A 19,443-nucleotide genomic window follows, 5' to 3' on the forward strand; every position below is an offset into this window, starting at 1 on the left:
TTGATCCTTAATGGAGAGGTCACATCGCTCCTCTATGTAACGGCACTTTTTTTTAAAACTGAACGGGTATATTAACCTTATATATGAGCGAATCTCGACCAGGTTCGCACTAATTGCGAACACAAAACCATAGCTGGATCAAGGTTATGATGCAACGACCCAGATCAATTAATTTAATATCACACGGGTGAAATGTGAAACAGTTTAAGGGCATTATTGCCGCTGGACATTACGAAACCGTTAAGGCGGGATGCGAGATACTGGGAGAGGGCGGGAACGCCTTCGACGCAGTAGTGGCCTCGATGCTGACCGCCTGCGTGGCCGAGCCGGTACTCGCATCACTCGGCGGAGGGGGATTTCTCACCGCCAGGCCCGCCCAATCTGACCCGCTGGTCTACGATTTCTTTGCCCAAACCCCGCACCGGAAGCTGACCGAGGGCGAACTTGGCTTCTATCCGATCGAGGCTGATTTCGGCACCGCCAGCCAAACCTTCCATATTGGCATGGGCTCCATAGCCACGCCCGGGTTCATCAAGGGCCTGTACACCATTCATGACAATCACTGCCGGCTACCCCTGAGAACCCTGTTTCAACCGGCGATCGAACTGGCGACCAAGGGTGTATCCATCAATCCGTTTCAGCACCTGATATCCACCATCGTCGCCCCAATTCTGCGTGCGACCCCGGAGGCCCTGCAGATCAATGCCTCGCCAGAAAGCCCTGATCGCCTGATCTCTGAGGGTGAACGCCATCGATTACCCGCCTTCGCGGATTTCCTGAAGATTCTACAACATGAAGGGGAGAGGTTATTCTACGAGGGTGAGGCAGGCAGACAATTGGTCAATGACTGTCGAGATAGAGGCGGCCATCTGCAGATGGATGATCTGCTCGGTTATGCGCTTCTCCGGCGTTCACCTCTGCGATACAGATACCACGGCGCACAAATTTTAACCAACCCATTACCTTCCCTGGGTGGCACACTGATCGCCTTTTCCCTGGGTCAACTGGCCTCCCACACCATTGACCCAAACAGTGCCGGTGAAGAGGATCATATCAGGAGACTTGCGCAAACCATGCAGATAACGCAGATAGCAAGAATGGATCACCATTCGAGCATGGAGCGTCTACTCGATCCAGATATCAGCGAGCAGTTTAAAAAACGTCTGCGCCAGGGAGGCTTGTCCACCCGCGGCACCACCCAGATCAGCATCGCAGACAGGGATGGAAATCTTGCCAGCATGACCCTCTCCAACGGTGAGGGCAGCGGCTATGTGATACCGGGCACAGGGATTATGATGAACAATATGTTAGGCGAGGAGGATCTGAACCCAAAAGGTTTCCATCAATGGCCGCTCAACCAACGTCTTGCCTCGATGATGGCGCCGACCCTGATCCTGACCGACGACGGCCGCTCGATCGTATTGGGTTCCGGGGGATCCAACCGGATTCGCAGCGCGATATTGCAGGTCATCATCAACCTGCTCGATTTTGGCATGCCCCTCGAACAGGCCGTTTCCTTCCCCCGCATCCACTACGAAAGCGAACTCTTGAGTATGGAACCGGGGATCGATGCTGCAATCGGCGACATATTGAAGAGTGAATTCCCGAAGCAACAGCATTGGCAGAGCAAAAATCTGTTCTTCGGTGGAACCCACTGTGTCCTGCTGGATGATAAAGGAAATCACATAGGCATTGGCGATGAACGCCGTGGCGGCGTCAGCCTGTCCGTATAACCCATACCAATAGTTAATGCCCGTCGAATAACAATATCAATGGCTAGTGGGCCAAGCGGGAAGTTCTGTAATTCTCAGAGCCCCGCAAAGGGATCAAAGCAAGGCGCGCTTCGCGGGGAATGGCAGGCCCTTTCCAAGAAGCGCAACGCCGAATTGATCCCTTTGCGGGGCTCCCCATGGGCCAGCCCACAAGCCAAGCTGACCGTGTTGTGCTCACTTGAATTGGCTACGGCCAGTCCTGCGCTCGCACGCCTTGTCACCTTGGCTTGTGGACTGGCTGAGAGTTACAGAACTTCCCGCTTGGCCCACTACGCCTGACGCTTGTCTTTCGCAGTAGCGGCAAGGATGCCGCGTAAGCCCCATCAGTATAGGGAAGTACTGTTGGGGCGTCGGAGGGCTAAAACACGTGTTATTTCTGGACGGGCTACGAGTCAGTCTGAACCAAGCAGTTCCTGTTTAAGGGATTTGCTGATTGGCGAATCGCCCAACCACACCAGCAGCAGCGCCTGGTAGAAATCCCCGCCTGGTATAACCCCTTTCTCCACCCCTTTGATGGTGACATGGGTGCCTGTGCCGGGTATGTAGTCCAGGCTTATCAGGTCACCCTCCTGTAATGTCTGAAACATGGCATTGAATTGATCGAGTCGATCACGCACCGCCTGTAACTTGTCGGCGTCGAGATTGGCGCTGAAGCCATCATTCCACCCGGATACGAATTTCTCTTTTTCAATCTCCGAATAGAGAATCTGCATCTGAACTCGGGCAGGCCGGTCAACAGCCAGCACTTCGGCGATGTCACTGGTCGATTGCTCAAGATAGAGGGAGGCCAGATAGATGCTGAAAAAGAGTTTCTTTCGAATACCGGCGCCATTCAAGACCAGTTCAGCACTATCCGCATCCCGGACAATCTGCTCCGGCAAAGATATGCCGGCAACTTCCCGGGCTTGACTGGTCATCATGCTGAGGGCCAAAAGAGAGGCAACAACTATTTTTTGCATTACTTCTTCATCCTTTGTTCAATTATCCAATCGGACTGCCGCTAGCGTTACGATCCCAATCGGTTGGATTGGCATAGATAGCATTACATCCTGAGTAGTGAAATATCGGAGCCATGAATCTGATTTCTGAATATCGACCGGGAAGCTTCAGCCCAGATTATCTTCAGATGAATGGCACACCGACTGTAATAACATGCGTTTCAATCATAGCCCACCAGCCACCCGAAGCGCCAAATACGCTTAGCTGCCAACTCTGTTTATAGCGAAATAATCTATCAAATGGGAGAGAAATTAATCGAGATCATGAAAAAACTATATAAAAAACTGGTTTTTCATATTTAACTAATTAGAATCTGTGTTATTTTTACCATGCACAACCATGTTCATCAGAAGGAGCAAACCCTATGGCCCTCAGAAAAACCGCCAAAAAGACTGCAAAAAAAGCAGCAAAGAAAAAGGTAGCTGCAAAGAAAGTAGCAGCAGCACCACGCTTGAAAGCCATCGCAACCAAGCAGACAAAGACCCAGATCATCAGCGCTATCGCCGAAGACACGGGCCTGACGAAAAAGGAAGTTTCCTCAGTTTTCGGCGCATTGGATTCACTCATCACGCGTCATATGCAACGCAGGGGTTCTGGCGAGATAACCATTCCTGATACTGGCGTCAAGGTACGTCGGGTTATCAAACCTCGCACCAAGGCGCGTATGGGCCGAAATCCTGCTACTGGCGAAGCCATCAAGATTGCGGCTAAGCCAGCCAAGACCGTGGTCAAGGTAACTGCGCTCAAGGCATTGAAAGACAAGATCGGCTGATCGATTCCGCTGCCACTACCTTTGTAGTGGCAGCTGCAATCAACTATTGGGGCAATATCACCAGCTCCCCGCCCTGCTGCCTCAGGGAGAGATGCTTGAGAAAACTCATGCCGAGCAACACCTCTCCATCAGGCATAGACGGCAGAATAGTAGCCTTCACCTCTCGCATCTCAATCGGCCCTAACTGGAGTCGATCTATCCTCGTCAACCAACTGCGCACCACACCGTTGGCGGTCCTGCTTTGCATTGGCATCCCTCGCTGCAGTCCCGCCCTTTCCGCCAGGCTGGAGGATACCGCGACATAGGTCGCCCCGGTATCGAGTAAAAATGTTACGTCTATCCCATTGATGCGGCCAGGTGCAACATAGTGTCCGGCTCGATTCCTTTGCAATACGACTCCCGTCTTACCGCCACCAATCGTTGTGACCTGCAAATCCCGGTTCGGATTATTTCGCTTATCAAGCCACTGTGAAAACAGCAGGGTCAACAGCAGCAACAGCAGCAACCAGGCGAAAAGAATCATCCATCGTCCGAACCTCTGTCGTTCACTCATGTGGCAGATTTGCCCGGCGGCTAGCAGGCACAGTTTAAATTAAATGTAGGTTAGGTTAACGGCGGTAGTTCCTGCTGCCTGTCTGAGTGCGGGATTGGTTGGCGAAGTGGCGGCGATAATAAGCCAATGCACTATTGCCATTTGCCGACACATCAAACACCTTCCAGCCCGATTCACTACGATAGAAGCGAAAATCCAGGTTTGCCGGATAACCGCCGGCCCGCAGAATACCGACCCGCACTTTCACCTCATTGTCACCGACTCGGCGCGGTCGATAAAAACGCACATCCTGATTGTCGTAGCTGATAAGTCTCTTTGCCAGCGTTCCCAACAGCAGGGTTTTGATCTGCTGCGCCAACTCCATGCGTTGCTGATCATTCATGCTTCGATTCATAGGACCCGCCGCCCAGGTCGCCATGTAGGCAAAATCAAAATAGGGCGCCACTTCACGCTCAAGAAACCCGGAAATCTGTCGCGGCTGGGGGTTATCAGCGGTACGCAGGTATCTCAGTAATTTGGTCATCCCTTCACGCAGCAGTGTATCCGGCCCTACCTCCTGGTATGCAGGGGCCTGCATCCGTGAGGCGGGATAGTTGTAGCCCGGGGCCGCCAACACTGATGTAGCAAACAGGCTCATGCTGGCAATGGCAATTAATACTCTTTTCATAATTCCTCCGTTTGGGTGGTGAGTTTGCGTGGATTGACGCACGCAATCTTCAGGTGGTTATTTTTTTATAGATATCAGAAACCTTCAAAGGTAGTTTTTCAACTTCATTGACAACCGTATAGTTCGCAGCACCATACATATGTGGCAGATAATCCTGCCCCTCTTCATCAATAGTTATACAGAAGGCGTGAATTCCCTGGCGTCTCGCCTCGAACAATGCTTGCCGTGTATCCTCAATGCCATGTTGGCTACGGTAATCATCATTGTAATCATCCGGTTTGCCATCTGACAATGTGATCAGCAATTTGGTTCTCGCCTCGACCTCACCCAGCAGATGACTCAAGTGGCGTATGGCTGCGCCCATGCGAGTATAGTCCCCGGCCCGCATACCGCTGATCCTGGCCTTGACCGCCGCATCATAAGGCTGATCGAATCGCTTCACCGGAAACACCTCGCAACGCTTGCGGCTCATCCCGGTAAAGCCATAGATCGCGTAGCGATCCCCCAGGGTTTCCAGTGACTCAGCCAGTAAAATCAAGGCCTCACGCTCCGCCTGATTGACCCAACCCTGAGTCGAGCCGGACATATCCACCATGAACATCACCGCGATATTCCGCTCCTCACGCTGCATGCGTGTAAACAGACGGTCGGTCATCTCCAGTCCTTTGTGCATATCAGCCCAGGCCTCGACAAAGGCATCGATGTCCACGCTATCACCTTGTGCCTGACGCTTGAGCAATCGATCCTCATCGCGCAACGCCTCAAATGTCTTGCGCAGACCCGACAATAAGCGACGATATTTGACCATCACCCCGGCCACAAAATCGTCGTGCACCTCCTCCACAGGCATCTCTCGCACCACGCACCAGTTCTTGCGGTAGTGCTTACGCCGATAGTCCCACTCCTGATAGAGAAACGCACCATCTTCATGATAGGTGCCGCTCCACACCTCTTGCGGCTTCAATGTCTCGTCTTCCAAATCTTTCAGGTCGTACTCTCCTGGCCCCGCTGGGGTCAGATACTCTTCAGGGATATCCCCGAGATCCTGAACAATCGATGTGGCGAGATTTTTAATCTCTTCCGAGAATGGCACGGACTTTCCATTGACCTGCAACTCAAACCGCATCTCCTCCCTCGACTCCACATCATCCAGAGCCGGCATGGAAAACCGCTGAATCGGCTCCTGCTCATCATCGGACTGCTGCAGATCATCGGCAATCGTCTTCAAGGCCACTCGCAGCTTCACCTTTTCCCTTTCAATCCGGCGTTGCATAACCGCCGCCACCAACCCCGGTTTCAATTGACCGTGGAAAAGGGCCAGCTTCGGCAACGCATCACCGATGATGCGTTTACTCAGATCGAGGGAGTCCTGGGCGGTGGCATCGTGTGCTCGCAGAAAGGCCAGCTGTCGCTCCCAGCCCGCGGGTTTCGATTCAGGATTCAATTGCTTCTCGAGCTCACCCATCTCCCGAAACAGACCTGGCAGTTCGCGCTCGATGCAGGCATTCAGACGCACACTTTCAACCGCGTGAAAATAACGCAGCGCCGTGTCCGGTGTGGGATGCTGCTGCAGATAGGCGATCAAATCGGCACGGTAGGTGCCGAAACGAACTTGCGCCCAATGATAGGCTACAGCCGCCTTGTAGAGTAGAAAGTTATCCCGTGGATTCGGCAGATGGGCCATGACAGCGGGAAGAAATATCACCTCACCATCGGTATAGAGAGCATCGGCCCGCTCGAGTTTCAACTTTCGCCCGGACAAACCCTGCACGAAAGGGAGCAGCACGCCAGCCTGCTCATCGAACAGAGACCCGGCAGCCCGTTCCCGTCCCTGTTCGACGAACACCTCCACATCCCGGAGCGTCGCCAATGCCGCATGCAGGCCGGAAAGATCGTACACATCCATCGCCTGCACCAACCAGGCTTCGATCATCGCCTTGTCCATCAAGCGCAGCACCTTAGGCGCCTGTTGTGCAAACTGATAAGCAATCTCGATATGGGTACTGGCGGTCCGCCTTATCCAGTCAAGGATAAATCTCTGGTCATCGGCTGGCAGACCAAGCAGTTCTTCACAGATGTTCTGAGTGTTGCGGAAACTGTACTCGACTTCGAAGTACTCATCGAGCAACGCCTGAATCTGGGCCTGGTTGAGCTCAGACCTCATACCGGCGAATGATCAGAAGAGCGAGGCACTGAGTTCATTCACCGCCACCAGCATATCCGCATCGTCGGTCAACGCCTGAGCGACGCATGCACGACAAGCCATCACCGGATCAATCCCACTGGCAATCAGTTTTGCCGCATGTACCAGCAATCGGGTTGAGGCCCCTTCGTCCAAGCCGCTGCCTTTGAGATTGCGTGTCATATGCGCAAACTTCACCAGCCTGGCCGCCATTTCGCCATCCACTGCCGCCTCATTTTGAATAATCTTTTTCTCCAGCTCAGATTCCGGATAATCGAATTCCAGGGCGACGAAACGCTGACGCGTACTCTGTTTGAGATCCTTGAGCACACTCTGATAGCCCGGATTGAATGAGATGGCCAGGCAAAAATCCTCCTTCGCCTCAAGCAACTCACCCACCTTCTCCATCGGCAGGACGCGTCGATCGTCGGCCAATGGGTGGATTACCACAGTGGTGTCCTTGCGTGCCTCCACCACTTCATCCAGATAACAGATGCCGCCGGCGCGCACCGCTGCCGCCAGGGGCCCGTCCACCCACAGTGTTTCGCCATTCTTTACCAGAAAGCGGCCCACCAGATCAGAGGCAGTCAAATCATCATGGCAAGAAACTGTAATCAAGGGGCGTTTCAGACGCCACGCCATATGCTCCATGAAGCGGGTCTTGCCACAGCCGGTAGGCCCCTTCAACAAGACGGGCAATTGATTGCGATAGGCGGCCTCAAAAACCGTTATCTCATCGTTTACCGGCTCGTAATAGGGCTCTTGTTCGAAATAATACTCTTCAGGTTTCAAAGTTTGATTCTTAAAGTAATTTAAGTATTGGACGTCAACGCTAACTGGGCCCGATGATTAGCGCAACTCATTAAACCACGGCCTGCCCAGGGGCTTTTATACGCCACTGCGGTAGTTCGAGAGTGTTAAACAGTCAGCAAAACAGGAGTTTTTGGCTATCAAGGCCCTACCATCAGCAACTTAACCCAACAACAGAGAGCAATAGTGAATTATACTTCGTAGTTGGGGCAGTCGCTAACCATATACCATTGTTGCATTTACGCAGAGACTGTCGACAATCGCAAATAGGAACCTTGGTCGTATGCAGGGGATCAAATCACCTGTCTGCCATTGTCAATTCTAAAGAAACATTTCAGGGAATGTTGATGTCAGGACAACTGCGGGCTCTTGTTATAGAAGAATCCGAATATGAACATGATCTGTTGCATAAATCGCTTCTTCGTGGCGGTTTGGACCTATCCACCCTCCGCATAGATTCTTTAGATTCCCTTAAGAATGCCCTGCTAACCGAGAGTTGGGACCTTATCCTGTCGGCCACAGATGTCACAAACTGTGCGCCGGAACTGAGCCTCAAATTCCTGCAGAATCAACAGCTGGACATCCCTTTTATCCTGGTTTCCGACCATATCGGTGAAGAAAACGTGGTCACCCTGCTAAAAGCGGGCGCCAACGATTTTATCAATTTCAAGAATCTCACCCGGCTGGTACCCGCAATAGAACGGGAACTGAAAGAGGCCGCGGTGCGTCGCGAAGCGGAACAGACCAAGCAGGCACTGCATCGCAGTGAGAATCGCTACCGTCAGTTGGTCGATGATTCACCCACCCCGATTCTGCTGCTGCAAGACGAGAAGATCGTCTTCCTCAACAAAGCGGCAAAACAGACCCTCGCCGTATCCGAGGAAGAACAGTTGATAAATGAACCTATCAACAAGCTGCTGCATGACGGCCCACCTGAGCTATTGAAATCCCAGCTGAAGTTACTGCGCAACCACAACAGCAGCCCCTATCAGGCCGCTTTCATACGCGCCGATGGTGTCATCATTATGGTCGAGGTCTTTGTCAGTCCGGCAGAGCATGAAGGGTCACCTGCCACCCAGCTCGTCTTCACCGATGTCACACAGCGCAAGGATTCAGATGTCAAGTTGCAGCAGGCGGTACAGATCATCGAACACACCATGGAAGGTGTTTTGACTGCCAACAACCAGGGTATGATCGACTCGATCAATCCGGCCTTTACCGAGATTACCGGCTATACCGAGGAAGAGATCATCAATCGGCACCCGCGGCAGCTGATATCCAACAGACACTCCCCCGAAATTTTTGACGAGATCTGGAACGAGGTCAATCAGACCGGGTCCTGGCGCGGCGAGATCTGGAACCAGCGAAAAAACGGCGAGACCTATCCTGCATGGATGACTATCACCTGCGTACAGGACCAACGGGGAGACACCCTGCGCTACGTGGCGGTCTTTTCCGATATCACCAGCATCAAGCAGACTCAATCCCAGCTGGAACATCTGGCCCACCACGACTCCCTGACCAATCTACCCAACCGGCTGCTCTTCGAGGATCGCCTGGAACACGCCATTGCCCAGGCGAAACGTCAAAAACGTCAGCTCGCCGTGCTGTTTCTCGATCTCGATCGCTTCAAGAACATCAATGACAGCCTCGGCCATGCCATGGGGGACGAACTCCTGAAAGAGGTCGCCACGCGGCTACAGAATATCTTAAGGGATGACGACACCGCCGCACGCCTGGGGGGAGATGAATTTACCGTGCTGGTGGAAAACCTGGAGGATCCGAGCCAGGCGGCGGTGGTCGCCTCCAAGATCCAGGAAAACTTCAAGGACCCCTTCAAGATCGCGGGACGGGAACTGCATGTCACGACCAGCATCGGCATCAGCATCTTCCCCGAGGATGGCAAGGATGTCGCCGACCTGACCAAGAATGCCGATGCCGCCATGTACCAGGCCAAGGAGCAGGGTCGCAACAGCTACCGCTACTACACCTCGGAGCTGACCAGAACCGCATTCGAACGCCTGTTGCTGGAAACCGAGTTGCGCAGCGCGTTGCAACAGAATCAATTGCTGCTCTACTACCAGCCGCAGATATCCCTGCATAATGGTGAGATGACCGGTGCGGAGGCTGTGCTTCGTTGGCACCATCCGCGGCTCGGGATCATCCCGCCGGCGCGCTTCATCCCCCTCGCAGAAGAGTCAGGTCTGATCCATGAGATCGGCAACTGGGTACTGCAGGAGGCCTGCGAGCAGACCCGTTATCTGCATCGACAGGGGTTGTTTCAAGGACGCATGGCCATCAACCTCTCGGTCAGACAGATCATGCAGACCGATCTGATCCTGCGTTTCGAACAGATCATCGGTGAATCGGGATGTCCACCGGATATGCTGCAACTGGAGGTCACTGAAGGCATCTTCATGGGACAGATGAAACACTCGGTGCCGGTACTCGACGTATTCAAGAAACTCGGGGTGTCGATTGCCATCGACGATTTCGGCACCGGCTACTCCTCCCTCTCCTACCTGAAGCAGCTGCCCATCGACAAGCTCAAGATCGACCGCTCATTCATCCGCGACATGCCCCACGACAGCGATGCGGTCGCTATCACCCAGGCCATCGTCTCGTTAGGCAAAAACCTGGGATTGCGTATCACCGCGGAGGGTATTGAAACCATGGCGCAGCAGTCATTGCTGCAGAAGATGGGCTGCCAGGAGGGCCAGGGCTATCTCTACAGCCCCCCGGTGCCTGCGGAGACCTTCGAAGAGATGCTCCTGGAGGGCAGAAGAACCTTCCACCACCACTTCTCCAACTACGGCAGATAGGGCCTAGCCCGAATCCTACTTGCTAAAGCGATTTGATCACTAACTAGGGCATTTCCAACGTGTTTTGGTGGGGCAGGGCCCCACCCTACGGCCTTTATAATTGTGTAGGCCGGGGCCCTGCCCCAGCAAAATAGCCTGGTTACCACAGAGAATTCTCGGACTTGGTGTCAGACCCCTTAAGTGAGTGCTATTCGGGCCAGTATTTATTAGAAAAGGCTTATACACCATAACCCAACTCTATCATCTCATTCAAAAATTCGATGGATTATTCCCAGCTGGGATATAGAAGGCACGCCAGAAGACGCGTAAGGTATCGGGTCCAGAATCTAAAGCCATTCCGCAACGGAGGAAGATCCATGACGGAAGTAATCGCAACCAATGAGACTATTCTCGTGGTCGGTGGCGGCATCAGCGGCATGACCGCTGCGTTAGAGGCCGCTGAGACGGGAAAACAGGTCGTACTGGTTGAAAAGCGCCCCTACGTCGGCGGTCGCGTCACCCAGCTGTACAAATACTTTCCCAAGCTCTGCTTCCCCACCTGCGGGTTGGAGATCAATCAGCGCCGGGCAAAGATGAATCCGAACCTCAACATCATCACCATGGCCGAGGTTACGGATATCAAGGGTGAGGCGGGCAATTATACCGCCAGCGTCAAAATCAGCCCCCGTTACGTGAATGAGAACTGCACCGCCTGTGGCGATTGCGCCAAGGCAGTGGAGAGCGAATTCGACGATGAATTCAACTATGAGATGGGCAAGCGCAAGGGCGCCTACCTGCCTCACCGCATGGCCCATCCCCAGCGTTACATCATCGATCCGGCACTGATCGGCACCGATGAGGCTCAGAAAGCCAAAGACGCCTGCAAAGTGAATGCAGTCGACCTGGACATGCAGGAAGAGACCATCGAATTCAAGGCCGGCGCGGTAGTCTGGGCCACCGGCTGGAGACCCTATGATGCCAACAAGATCCAGCCCTACGGCTACGATCGTATCGCCAATGTGATCACCAGCGTCGAATTCGAGCGCATGGCCGATCCCAACGGCCCCACCGGCGGCAAGCTGGTGCGTCCATCCGACGGTAAAGAGGTCAAATCAGTGGCCTTCATTCAGTGCGCCGGCTCCCGTGACAAGAATCACCTGCTGCACTGCTCGCGCATCTGCTGCATGGCCTCCCTGAAGCAGGCCACCTACCCGGCGGACGAGGTGGACATCTCCATCTACTATATCGATATCCGCGCCATCGACCGTTTTGAAGATTTCTACCAGACGGTGAAGGCAAAGGAGAACGTCAGCTTCATCAAGTCCAAGGTTGCCTCCATCGTGGAGAACAAGGAGAACGGCAATCCGACCCTGCACGGCGTCGATACCGAGGGTTACAACCGCTACGCCAACGAGCACGACCTGGTGGTCCTGGCCGTGGGTATGGAGCCCAGCGTCGACAAGACCAGTTTCCCGGTGGAGATCGTCATCAACGAAGAGGGCTTTATCGAGCCCGCGCCGGAAAACGGCGGCGTCTTCGCTGCTGGTTGCTCGTCCGATGCGCTGGATGTCAACCGCGCCGTTCAACACGCCACTGGTGCCGCCCTGCGCGCCATCCAAGTGGTCAATCGCGTAGCAGCGACGGAGGGTTAAGAGAGTGGCTGAGGAAAAGAAATTTGCTGGATATGTCTGCACCGGCTGTGGCCTGGGCGAGCGCCTGGACGCCGGTCAGCTGGAAACCACCGCCACCCGTGACGGTAAGATGCAGAGCTGCAAGCAACACGAGATGCTGTGTAACGCTGAAGGCGTACAGATGATCAAAGACGACATCGCCAACGATGATGTCACCCATGTCATGATCGCCGCCTGCTCCCGCCGCGCCAAGGTGGAGGCCTTCAATTTTACCGATGTGGCCCTGACCCGCGCCAACCTGCGTGAAGGTGTGATCTGGGTTCGTCCGGATACGGACGAGAACAAAGAGACCACCCAGGAGATGGCCGACGACTACATCCGTATGGCCTGTGCCGAGCTGAAGTCCATGACCAAGCCATCCGCTTCCGGTGAGCAGTCCCTGAACAAGAACATCCTGGTGGTGGGCGGCGGCGTTACCGGCATGACCGCGGCCATCGAGGCTGCCGCCGCCGGTTATCCGGTCCACCTGGTGGAGAAGAGCGGCAAGCTGGGCGGCGCCATCGGCGGCTACTACAAGGTCATCCCGAACCGTTCCCCCTATGACGCCCCGGCCGAGAATCCGGTGCCCGGCATGGTCGCTGCCATCGAGGCCGATGACAAGATCACGGTTCACCTGAACAGCACCCTGGCCAAGACCGAAGGTGCTCCTGGCCGCTTCAACGTGGAAGTCGCCACCGAATCGGGCAGCAGCGAGACCCTCACCATCGGCGCCATCGTCCAGGCCTCCGGCTGGAAGCCCTACGATGCCGGCCAACTTCCCGAGTTCGCCTACGACAAATCGGCGGACGTGGTGACCAACCACGAGCTGGAGGCCCTGGCGGTCGCCGCCAACGGCGGTCCCATCAAACGGCCCTCCGACGGCAAAGAGGTGCAGTCGGTCTGCTTTATCCAGAACGCGGGACAGTGCTCCGACAAAGAGGGTCACCTGACCTACTTCGCCGGTGTCACCGATCTGGTCTCCATCAAGCAGGCGATGTATTTCAAGGAGCTCAACGGCGACTGCGACACCACCATCCTGTTCGACAACCTGCGCACCCCCGGTGCCGGCGGTGAGGATTTCTACCGCGCCGGTCAAGAGGCGATGGTCACCTTCTCCAAGGGTATCGCCTCAGAGGTCGTCACAGGCGACAGCCTGACGGTCAAGTTCGAGGACAAGATCCTCAACGAAGAGACCGAGATGGTCTGTGACCTGGTGGTCCTGGCCACCGGCATGGAGCCCAACTCCGGTCCCGATCCCTACGCCCAGTTGATGGTGGACGAGGCAGAGGACGAAGAGGAAAAGGCGAAGGCCCAGGCGGCACTGGAAAATGCCCCCCCTTCAATCCTCAACCTGCAGTATCGTCAGGGTACCGACCTGCCCCATCTGAAGAACGGATTCAATGACTCTCACTTCATCTGTTTCCCCTACGAGAGCCGCCGTACCGGCATCTACGCCGCCGGCCCTGTACGCCGTCCCATGGACGCCCAGCAGGCCCGCGACGACGCCACCGGTGCAGCCTTGAAGGCGATCCAGGCAGCCGAGAACGCAGGCAAGGGACGTGCCGCGCATCCCCGCTCCGGCGACCTCTCCTTCCCGAGCTTCCGCAAGGAGGGTTGTACCCAGTGTAAGCGCTGTACCGTTGAGTGCCCCTTCGGCGCCATCAACGAGGACGAGGAAGGCTATCCGATGTACAACGAATCCCGTTGTCGTCGCTGCGGCACCTGCATGGGCGCCTGCCCGGTGCGCGTCATCTCCTTCGAGAACTACTCGGTGGAGACCGTCAACCAGCAGATCAAGAACGTGGAGATCCCGGAAGAGTGGGATGAGAAACCCCGTATCCTGGTACTGGCCTGTGAGAACGACGCCTATCCGGCTCTCGACCAAGCCGCCCAGGCGGGTGTGGAGATCAACCCCTGGGCCCGGGTCATCCCGGTGCGCTGTTTGGGATCCGTGAGCCTCTCCTGGGTGACCGATGCCTTGAACAACGGTTATGACGGCATCGTCATGATGGGCTGTCGTCGTGATGACGACTACCAATGCCACTTTGTACGCGGTTCGGCCATGGCGGCGGAGCGCATGAGCAAGGTGGGTGACACCCTGGATACGCTGAACCTGGAACCGGAGCGGGTGATCCTGCACGAGGTTGCCATCACCGACGTGGAGCGTGCGCCGCAGTTGATCAACGACATGGCGGAGACCGTCGAGAAGATCGGCCTGAGCCCGTTCAAGTTCTAAGGGGATAGAAAATGAGTGATTTGAATACCGCAATGATCGAAAAGTATCGCAGCAGCTTCTTGAAAGAGGTTGAGGCGAATGTGGAGGAGGGAGAATGGGTCAAGATGTGCATGCAGTGCGGCGTCTGCTCCGGCTCCTGCCCGCTGGGTAAGCATTGGGATCATCCCCCCCAGGAGCTCTTCATGATGATCCGCGCCAACAAGCGCGACGAGGTGCTGGGCACCGACTCCATGTGGATGTGCACCTCCTGCTACAACTGCATCGCCCGCTGCCCCCGCGGCCTGCCGATCACCCACATCATGCACGGCCTGGCGGTCTATTCGAAACGTCTCGGCCTGGTGCAGAAGAAACAGCCCACCGCTGAGTTCTCGCAGATCTTCTGGGACAACCTGATGAAGAAGGGCCGGGTCAACGAACTGAAACTCGGTCTCTCCATGTACTTCAAGGACGGTTTCGGCCAGGGCATCAAGAACGCCATGGCGAATCAGAAACTGGGCCAGAACATGATGAAGGCCAAGCGCATGAACGCCATGGAGTTCTTTGGCGGACACAGCGTAAAGGATCTCTCCGGCTTCCAGAAGATGGTGAAGAAGGCCCAGGAGATCGAAGAAGGCAACCTGAAAGACGCGAAGTGAGGAACGACCGACATGGCTAAGATAGAACTATCATTCTACCCGGGTTGCTCCTCACAAAAGGGCGCCACCTCATCCAACTATTTAGTCTCCGCGCAAACCATGTGCGAGGAGCTGGACATCCAGCTCAACGAGATCCCCGACTGGAACTGCTGCGGCGCCTCCATCGGCTACGGCGGTGGCGGCGAACTGCCCCGTCTGGCCCTGTCCGTGCGCAACATCGCGCTGTCCGAGGAGCACAACTCCGGCCAGGAGATCGTCGCCACCTGCGCCGCCTGCTGGCTCTCCACCCGGGAGGCCAAGGAGCGCCTGCACGAAGACGAGCAGATGTTCAAGGACGCCAACGCCGCCCTCTCCGAGGCCGGTCTGAAATACCAGGGCGAAGCCAACGTGCGCCACATGGTGGAAGTGCTGGTGGAAGACATCGGTTTCGACGGCATCAAATCCAAGGTCAAGAAGCCCCTGGAGGGCCTCAAGATCGCCGGCTACGTGGGCTGTCAGACCAACCGTCCTTTCGGCATCGCCGGCGAATCCTTCGAAAACCCTCAGTACCTGGACAAGATCGTGGAGAGCGTCGGCGCTGATTCGATTCCCGGCTACGAAAAAAAGGTCCAGTGCTGCGGCGGCGCCCTCGCCTTCTCCGAGCCCGAAAAGTCCCAGGAGATGATCAAAGGCATCATCGAAGCGGCCTACGACAACGGCGCCGATATGATCGTCACCCCCTGCCCCCTGTGTCAGGCCAATGTGGAGATCTATCAGGACAACATCAATGACACCTACGGCACCAAGTTCAATATGCCGGTGGTTTACTACTCTACCTTGATGAGTGTCGCCTTCGGCCGTAGTGCCAAGGACGCCGCCCTCGACGGCCAGGTGATCCCGGCCAAGCAGCTTGAAGAAATCGCTAATAAATAAGGCGGTCAAACTTCAGACTTGAAAGCCCGCTTAGGCGGGCTTTTTTTTGCTTTGGGGAAATTGTGGGGGGCGTGAGAATATGAATCTTTTTATCGCATGTATACAGCTTATTTGGGTTTAAACAGGCTTTGCTGGGGAGAAAAACACGTTGTTTTCTTGCGTTGGGTTTAGAAATGGTTTAAATAAACAGTGAAATCCAATTCATGCCAGCACAGGGAACTTTGGAAGTGAATGCAACGGATCGGAAAATCCAACCCCGTACCCACACCGCCTCAACCAGTTTGACGTCACAGAAAACTGTCGGGCACATGCCCCTTCAATTAATCAAAGTCCTTATATGGTGCTTTAAATATTCACTTGTCGGCATAAGTCATTATTTGTGGCGTCCCCAAAATCCACTGTTATGCGATAAAAATATAGTCACTAGCAGTGCTTTATTGTAAAACACTGGGGATATGCATATGAAAAGTAATGGTTTGTATGAGCAAGAAAGAAAATACCAAGTATTTATAAGTTCGCCATTCAGCTTGCAGGAAGTGAGGCAGCAGGTGTTTCGCGCCGTATTGATGACAAATCACATTCCGATCAGAATGGAAGAGACTCCCGCCACTAGTAGAGCCACCAGAGAAGTCATTAAAAGCGCCATTCAGAAATCTGACATTTATGTACTGATTTTAGGTTGCCGCTATGGATCGTTAATGCATGATGAAGGCGGCAATATGAGTTTTACGGAGTGGGAGTATAATCAGGCGGTTGCCTCGGGTGCCGAAATATTGATTTACTTGTTGAACGAAACTGAAATACGAGAAAAAAGACGTTTGTTAGACGGAGAAAAAAAGCATGATTCGGAAGAACTTAAGAATGAAGATAAGTTTTGGCGCTTTTACAATATGCTTCGAGAGGGCGATCATTTCGATAATATATGGACAGAACAAGATTACCCTGCTCTTTCTGGCGCAGTTGGTATCTCTGTCAACAATACGGCAACAGAGTTATTTAAGAAGAGTCCTGATAGAGGGTTGATACCAGCATCTAGTGCTCAGACCCTTGATATATTCACTAAAGCTTTAAAGAATGAGTTAAGAGCCGACGTTCATTATAGATTTAATAAATTCGTTGAGCTCGACGATAGGTGCGCAGATAGCAAGGCAGAAAAAAAAGCGCTAGCTAAGCATTTTGTTACGTATTATATAGAGCGTATCGCAAGCAAGAATGTAAACCTCTATTTTGATACAGGCTCCACTTCTTCATATGTGGCAAAAGAACTAGGCATTGAAGTAAAGCGTGCCAAGCATAGGGCATACTCGTCGCAGAAACTGATTTCTTCTGTATCCACTAATTGTGCATTAACATTTCTACATTTGTGGCTGAGTAGCGACATACCCGCTACCATGTTCCCTGAAGGCCCTGTTGAAGCGCCCTATGGAGCATCTCATGGGCCACTATCTCTATATGGTGAAGAGTCTTCAAGTCAACAGGCGGACTATTGCCGTTTGGAATTATCACCAGCAGAACAAAAAAGAATCGCAAGCTTGATCAAGCTATCCCCGCGACTAAATCATGAAAAAGAAACCCCGGTTTTAATTATTGGCGGAGTGTCTGGTGTGAAGATTGCGGATACGCCCGAACCGGTTCCTGATGACGCTTCCAATTTCTTCATAGATGAGGAAATAAGGGCTTGTATAAAGAGATACCGAGGCTTTCATGTCGGTGATTACCACAGCATGCTGTTCAAACGGTATTTGTATGAAACAGGATTACCGATAGTCGTTTGCATGCACTACAACAAGATCCATCAGCCGATCAAAGTAGGGAAATGTCACCTTGTGTTTGATGATGCATACTCGTGGGAACAATTTTTAGAAAACTACCCATTCGCGCTGTGCATTGGATATGACCACAACGATGAGTCAGAAGTCAAAGATGTTTTGGATGAACTAGCTTTGACTCCGTTGATTCCACAGCGTCATGACGGGTCAAGAAAACGAGCGATATTAGTGGGGAACAAGAAGTATCTAGAATGGGAAGATAGCATAACAAAGGCATAAACTCAGGCCACAAAAAGCGCCGCTTCGCTTTGCTTTTTGTGCCTGAACTAGCACAACTCTGCCGTTATGTTTTGAACTTCCCCCACCAAATCGGACACCAGGCTACCATCCATTTCAACATCGGTGGTAATGGCGCCATCCATCATGGTGGAATTGAGTCGCAGATGGAGGCTATCTGTTAACAGTCAGTAAATTGCGATCAGCTTCACATCACTTATGACATCGATACGTTAATAATTCCATAAGCACGTTTCTTTCTCGGATATTCAGGGACGAAGCGATAATCATTGAGATCCCTGATGAAGAAGATTCCCAAACAAAACAAACGTCTGTTTTTCAGCCAGTTGTTGTGGAGCAAACGCATCAACCAGAAATTTATGCCCCATGCCGGATACATGGGCAATGGCGGAGACATTCACTTGATACTGGGTGTTGATGGCACCGGTATCAATCATTTGATTCAACTTCTGTCACAAGCAGTACCCAACAACCGCTTTATTCACAATCCGCTTGCAAAGTTTGAACCCAAACTCACCTTGTCTTACCAAGGTGACAGATTGGCAATTCTCTATCAAAAGGAGTTGACGGCAGATCACCCCCTGAACCGCGTCTATCGGATTTATGCTGAAGAGAATCTGGCGGAAACCAATTACGATCTGTTACTGATGGAGAACAAAGCAACACCTAGCGTTTTACTCATTATGAAGGAGACGCATAGCTTACTGGCGACAGAAGCCCTGTTACGGGAATTACAATGTCATGCACTGTTCTATATAAGCGATCCCGTCATTCTGGCTGAACAGATCTTCTCGCGGGAGGGATTAAATACTTCCTATCTCGAGTTGGAAAGTAAGGCGGTTATGGAATCCCGGTTTCTGAAGCGTTTTCTATCTCACGATCTTCGCGCTGTACTACATGCCTATAAACTGATTCAGCGTCTGCCTACAGACCGCCAGCGAAGTATACAGATGAAAGTTTTTACCATCGCCTTAATCCAGCATATGTTTCGCATGTTGGCTGCTCGCTATCCTGAATTGGCGTCAGTGGTGGATTTTGAGTGTATAGAAAATGATCCCGAACGTTTGCAGTTCCCTCTTGTCAATTGGCTGGGGTCGAACGGTCTGGGGCACTCAGAACTAGTACTCAATCGATCAACCTTCAAGCCGGACGGACAAATGTCTAGTCGCTGGACACGTTCCTGGCCGGAATCAATCAACACTTTTGATGCACTCACCGCTAAGGATGCGAACCTGGCGTACCAGATCATGATTGATCACGGATTAATGCGTGATGAAGGTAAGCACAAAACCTGGGATGATAGGTTTGCAGTGTGAAACAGCATACAGCACAAAGGTCAGAGAGCAACTGTTCCAAGTAATCAAGCAG

At 53.3% G+C, this 19,443-nt stretch carries 14 protein-coding genes; 9 read left to right on the plus strand and 5 right to left on the minus strand.

Going from position 1 to position 19,443, the window contains the following annotated elements; all coding sequences use genetic code 11:
- Positions 1 to 194 precede the first annotated feature (194 nt).
- Positions 195 to 1,733, plus strand: coding sequence for a gamma-glutamyltransferase family protein (locus R2K28_RS19030; protein ID WP_316366949.1), 1,539 nt, complete (start codon positions 195 to 197; stop codon positions 1,731 to 1,733).
- 431 nt (positions 1,734 to 2,164) lie between these two features.
- On the opposite strand, the gene R2K28_RS19035 is transcribed toward R2K28_RS19030, so the two are convergent.
- Entirely contained in the window at positions 2,165 to 2,731 is a 567-nt protein-coding gene (locus R2K28_RS19035; RefSeq protein WP_316366950.1) for a chalcone isomerase family protein, read from the minus strand.
- 404 nt (positions 2,732 to 3,135) lie between these two features.
- Between R2K28_RS19035 and R2K28_RS19040 the strand changes: the two genes are divergently transcribed.
- The gene (locus R2K28_RS19040; protein ID WP_116476092.1) at positions 3,136 to 3,543 is read left to right on the plus strand and encodes an HU family DNA-binding protein; all 408 of its coding nucleotides are present in this window, start codon (positions 3,136 to 3,138) and stop codon (positions 3,541 to 3,543) included.
- A gap of 43 nt (positions 3,544 to 3,586) precedes the next feature.
- Here R2K28_RS19040 and R2K28_RS19045 read toward each other — a convergent pair whose 3' ends face one another.
- From R2K28_RS19045 to R2K28_RS19060, 4 genes are read right to left on the minus strand one after another with little or no spacing between them, the layout of a single operon-like run.
- A complete protein-coding gene (locus tag R2K28_RS19045) occupies positions 3,587 to 4,096 on the minus strand; it encodes a retropepsin-like aspartic protease family protein (protein WP_316366951.1) in 510 nt (169 codons plus the stop codon).
- Positions 4,097 to 4,151: 55 nt separating this feature from the next.
- Positions 4,152 to 4,763, minus strand: coding sequence for an MlaC/ttg2D family ABC transporter substrate-binding protein (locus R2K28_RS19050; protein WP_316366952.1), 612 nt, complete (start codon positions 4,761 to 4,763; stop codon positions 4,152 to 4,154).
- 49 nt (positions 4,764 to 4,812) lie between these two features.
- Positions 4,813 to 6,927, minus strand: a complete 2,115-nt coding sequence (locus R2K28_RS19055) for a nitric oxide reductase activation protein NorD (RefSeq protein WP_316366953.1) — start codon at positions 6,925 to 6,927, stop codon at positions 4,813 to 4,815.
- Between the two features lie 12 nt (positions 6,928 to 6,939).
- The gene (locus R2K28_RS19060) at positions 6,940 to 7,737 is read right to left on the minus strand and encodes a CbbQ/NirQ/NorQ/GpvN family protein (RefSeq protein WP_316366954.1); all 798 of its coding nucleotides are present in this window, start codon (positions 7,735 to 7,737) and stop codon (positions 6,940 to 6,942) included.
- A 365-nt stretch (positions 7,738 to 8,102) separates the two neighbouring features.
- On the opposite strand from R2K28_RS19060, the gene R2K28_RS19065 reads away from it, so the two are divergent.
- From R2K28_RS19065 to R2K28_RS19095, 7 genes are all read left to right on the plus strand, one after another.
- Complete coding sequence (locus R2K28_RS19065) at positions 8,103 to 10,577, plus strand: EAL domain-containing protein (RefSeq protein ID WP_316366955.1); 2,475 nt, start codon at positions 8,103 to 8,105, stop codon at positions 10,575 to 10,577.
- Positions 10,578 to 10,933: 356 nt separating this feature from the next.
- Positions 10,934 to 12,208, plus strand: coding sequence for a CoB--CoM heterodisulfide reductase iron-sulfur subunit A family protein (locus tag R2K28_RS19070; RefSeq protein ID WP_316366956.1), 1,275 nt, complete (start codon positions 10,934 to 10,936; stop codon positions 12,206 to 12,208).
- 4 nt (positions 12,209 to 12,212) lie between these two features.
- Positions 12,213 to 14,462, plus strand: a complete 2,250-nt coding sequence (locus R2K28_RS19075; protein WP_316366957.1) for an FAD-dependent oxidoreductase — start codon at positions 12,213 to 12,215, stop codon at positions 14,460 to 14,462.
- 11 nt (positions 14,463 to 14,473) lie between these two features.
- Positions 14,474 to 15,097 carry a 4Fe-4S dicluster domain-containing protein gene (locus R2K28_RS19080; protein WP_108333729.1) on the plus strand — a complete coding sequence of 208 codons (624 nt, stop codon included), beginning with the start codon at positions 14,474 to 14,476 and terminating at the stop codon, positions 15,095 to 15,097.
- Between the two features lie 12 nt (positions 15,098 to 15,109).
- Positions 15,110 to 16,009: a CoB--CoM heterodisulfide reductase iron-sulfur subunit B family protein gene (locus tag R2K28_RS19085; protein ID WP_316366958.1), complete on the plus strand. Its 900-nt coding sequence runs from the start codon at positions 15,110 to 15,112 to the stop codon at positions 16,007 to 16,009.
- A 461-nt stretch (positions 16,010 to 16,470) separates the two neighbouring features.
- Positions 16,471 to 18,057, plus strand: a complete 1,587-nt coding sequence (locus R2K28_RS19090) for a DUF4062 domain-containing protein (RefSeq protein ID WP_316366959.1) — start codon at positions 16,471 to 16,473, stop codon at positions 18,055 to 18,057.
- A 299-nt stretch (positions 18,058 to 18,356) separates the two neighbouring features.
- Entirely contained in the window at positions 18,357 to 19,391 is a 1,035-nt protein-coding gene (locus tag R2K28_RS19095; protein ID WP_316366961.1) for a hypothetical protein, read from the plus strand.
- Positions 19,392 to 19,443 lie beyond the last annotated feature (52 nt).

This window comes from Candidatus Thiodiazotropha sp. CDECU1, from assembly GCF_963455295.1.
GTDB lineage: Bacteria > Pseudomonadota > Gammaproteobacteria > Chromatiales > Chromatiaceae > Thiodiazotropha.

What these genes read in the sequence shown, in the direction of transcription:
- R2K28_RS19065 (WP_316366955.1), top strand. Translation starts at nt 8,103, where the DNA reads ATGTCAGGACAACTGCGGGCTCTTGTTATAGAAGAATCCGAATATGAA.
- R2K28_RS19050 (WP_316366952.1), bottom strand. Translation starts at nt 4,763, where the DNA reads ATGAAAAGAGTATTAATTGCCATTGCCAGCATGAGCCTGTTTGCTACA.
- R2K28_RS19095 (WP_316366961.1), top strand. Translation starts at nt 18,357, where the DNA reads ATGAAGAAGATTCCCAAACAAAACAAACGTCTGTTTTTCAGCCAGTTG.
- R2K28_RS19090 (WP_316366959.1), top strand. Translation starts at nt 16,471, where the DNA reads ATGAAAAGTAATGGTTTGTATGAGCAAGAAAGAAAATACCAAGTATTT.
- R2K28_RS19080 (WP_108333729.1), top strand. Translation starts at nt 14,474, where the DNA reads ATGAGTGATTTGAATACCGCAATGATCGAAAAGTATCGCAGCAGCTTC.
- R2K28_RS19085 (WP_316366958.1), top strand. Translation starts at nt 15,110, where the DNA reads ATGGCTAAGATAGAACTATCATTCTACCCGGGTTGCTCCTCACAAAAG.
- R2K28_RS19040 (WP_116476092.1), top strand. Translation starts at nt 3,136, where the DNA reads ATGGCCCTCAGAAAAACCGCCAAAAAGACTGCAAAAAAAGCAGCAAAG.
- R2K28_RS19070 (WP_316366956.1), top strand. Translation starts at nt 10,934, where the DNA reads ATGACGGAAGTAATCGCAACCAATGAGACTATTCTCGTGGTCGGTGGC.
- R2K28_RS19045 (WP_316366951.1), bottom strand. Translation starts at nt 4,096, where the DNA reads ATGAGTGAACGACAGAGGTTCGGACGATGGATGATTCTTTTCGCCTGG.
- R2K28_RS19035 (WP_316366950.1), bottom strand. Translation starts at nt 2,731, where the DNA reads ATGCAAAAAATAGTTGTTGCCTCTCTTTTGGCCCTCAGCATGATGACC.
- R2K28_RS19055 (WP_316366953.1), bottom strand. Translation starts at nt 6,927, where the DNA reads ATGAGGTCTGAGCTCAACCAGGCCCAGATTCAGGCGTTGCTCGATGAG.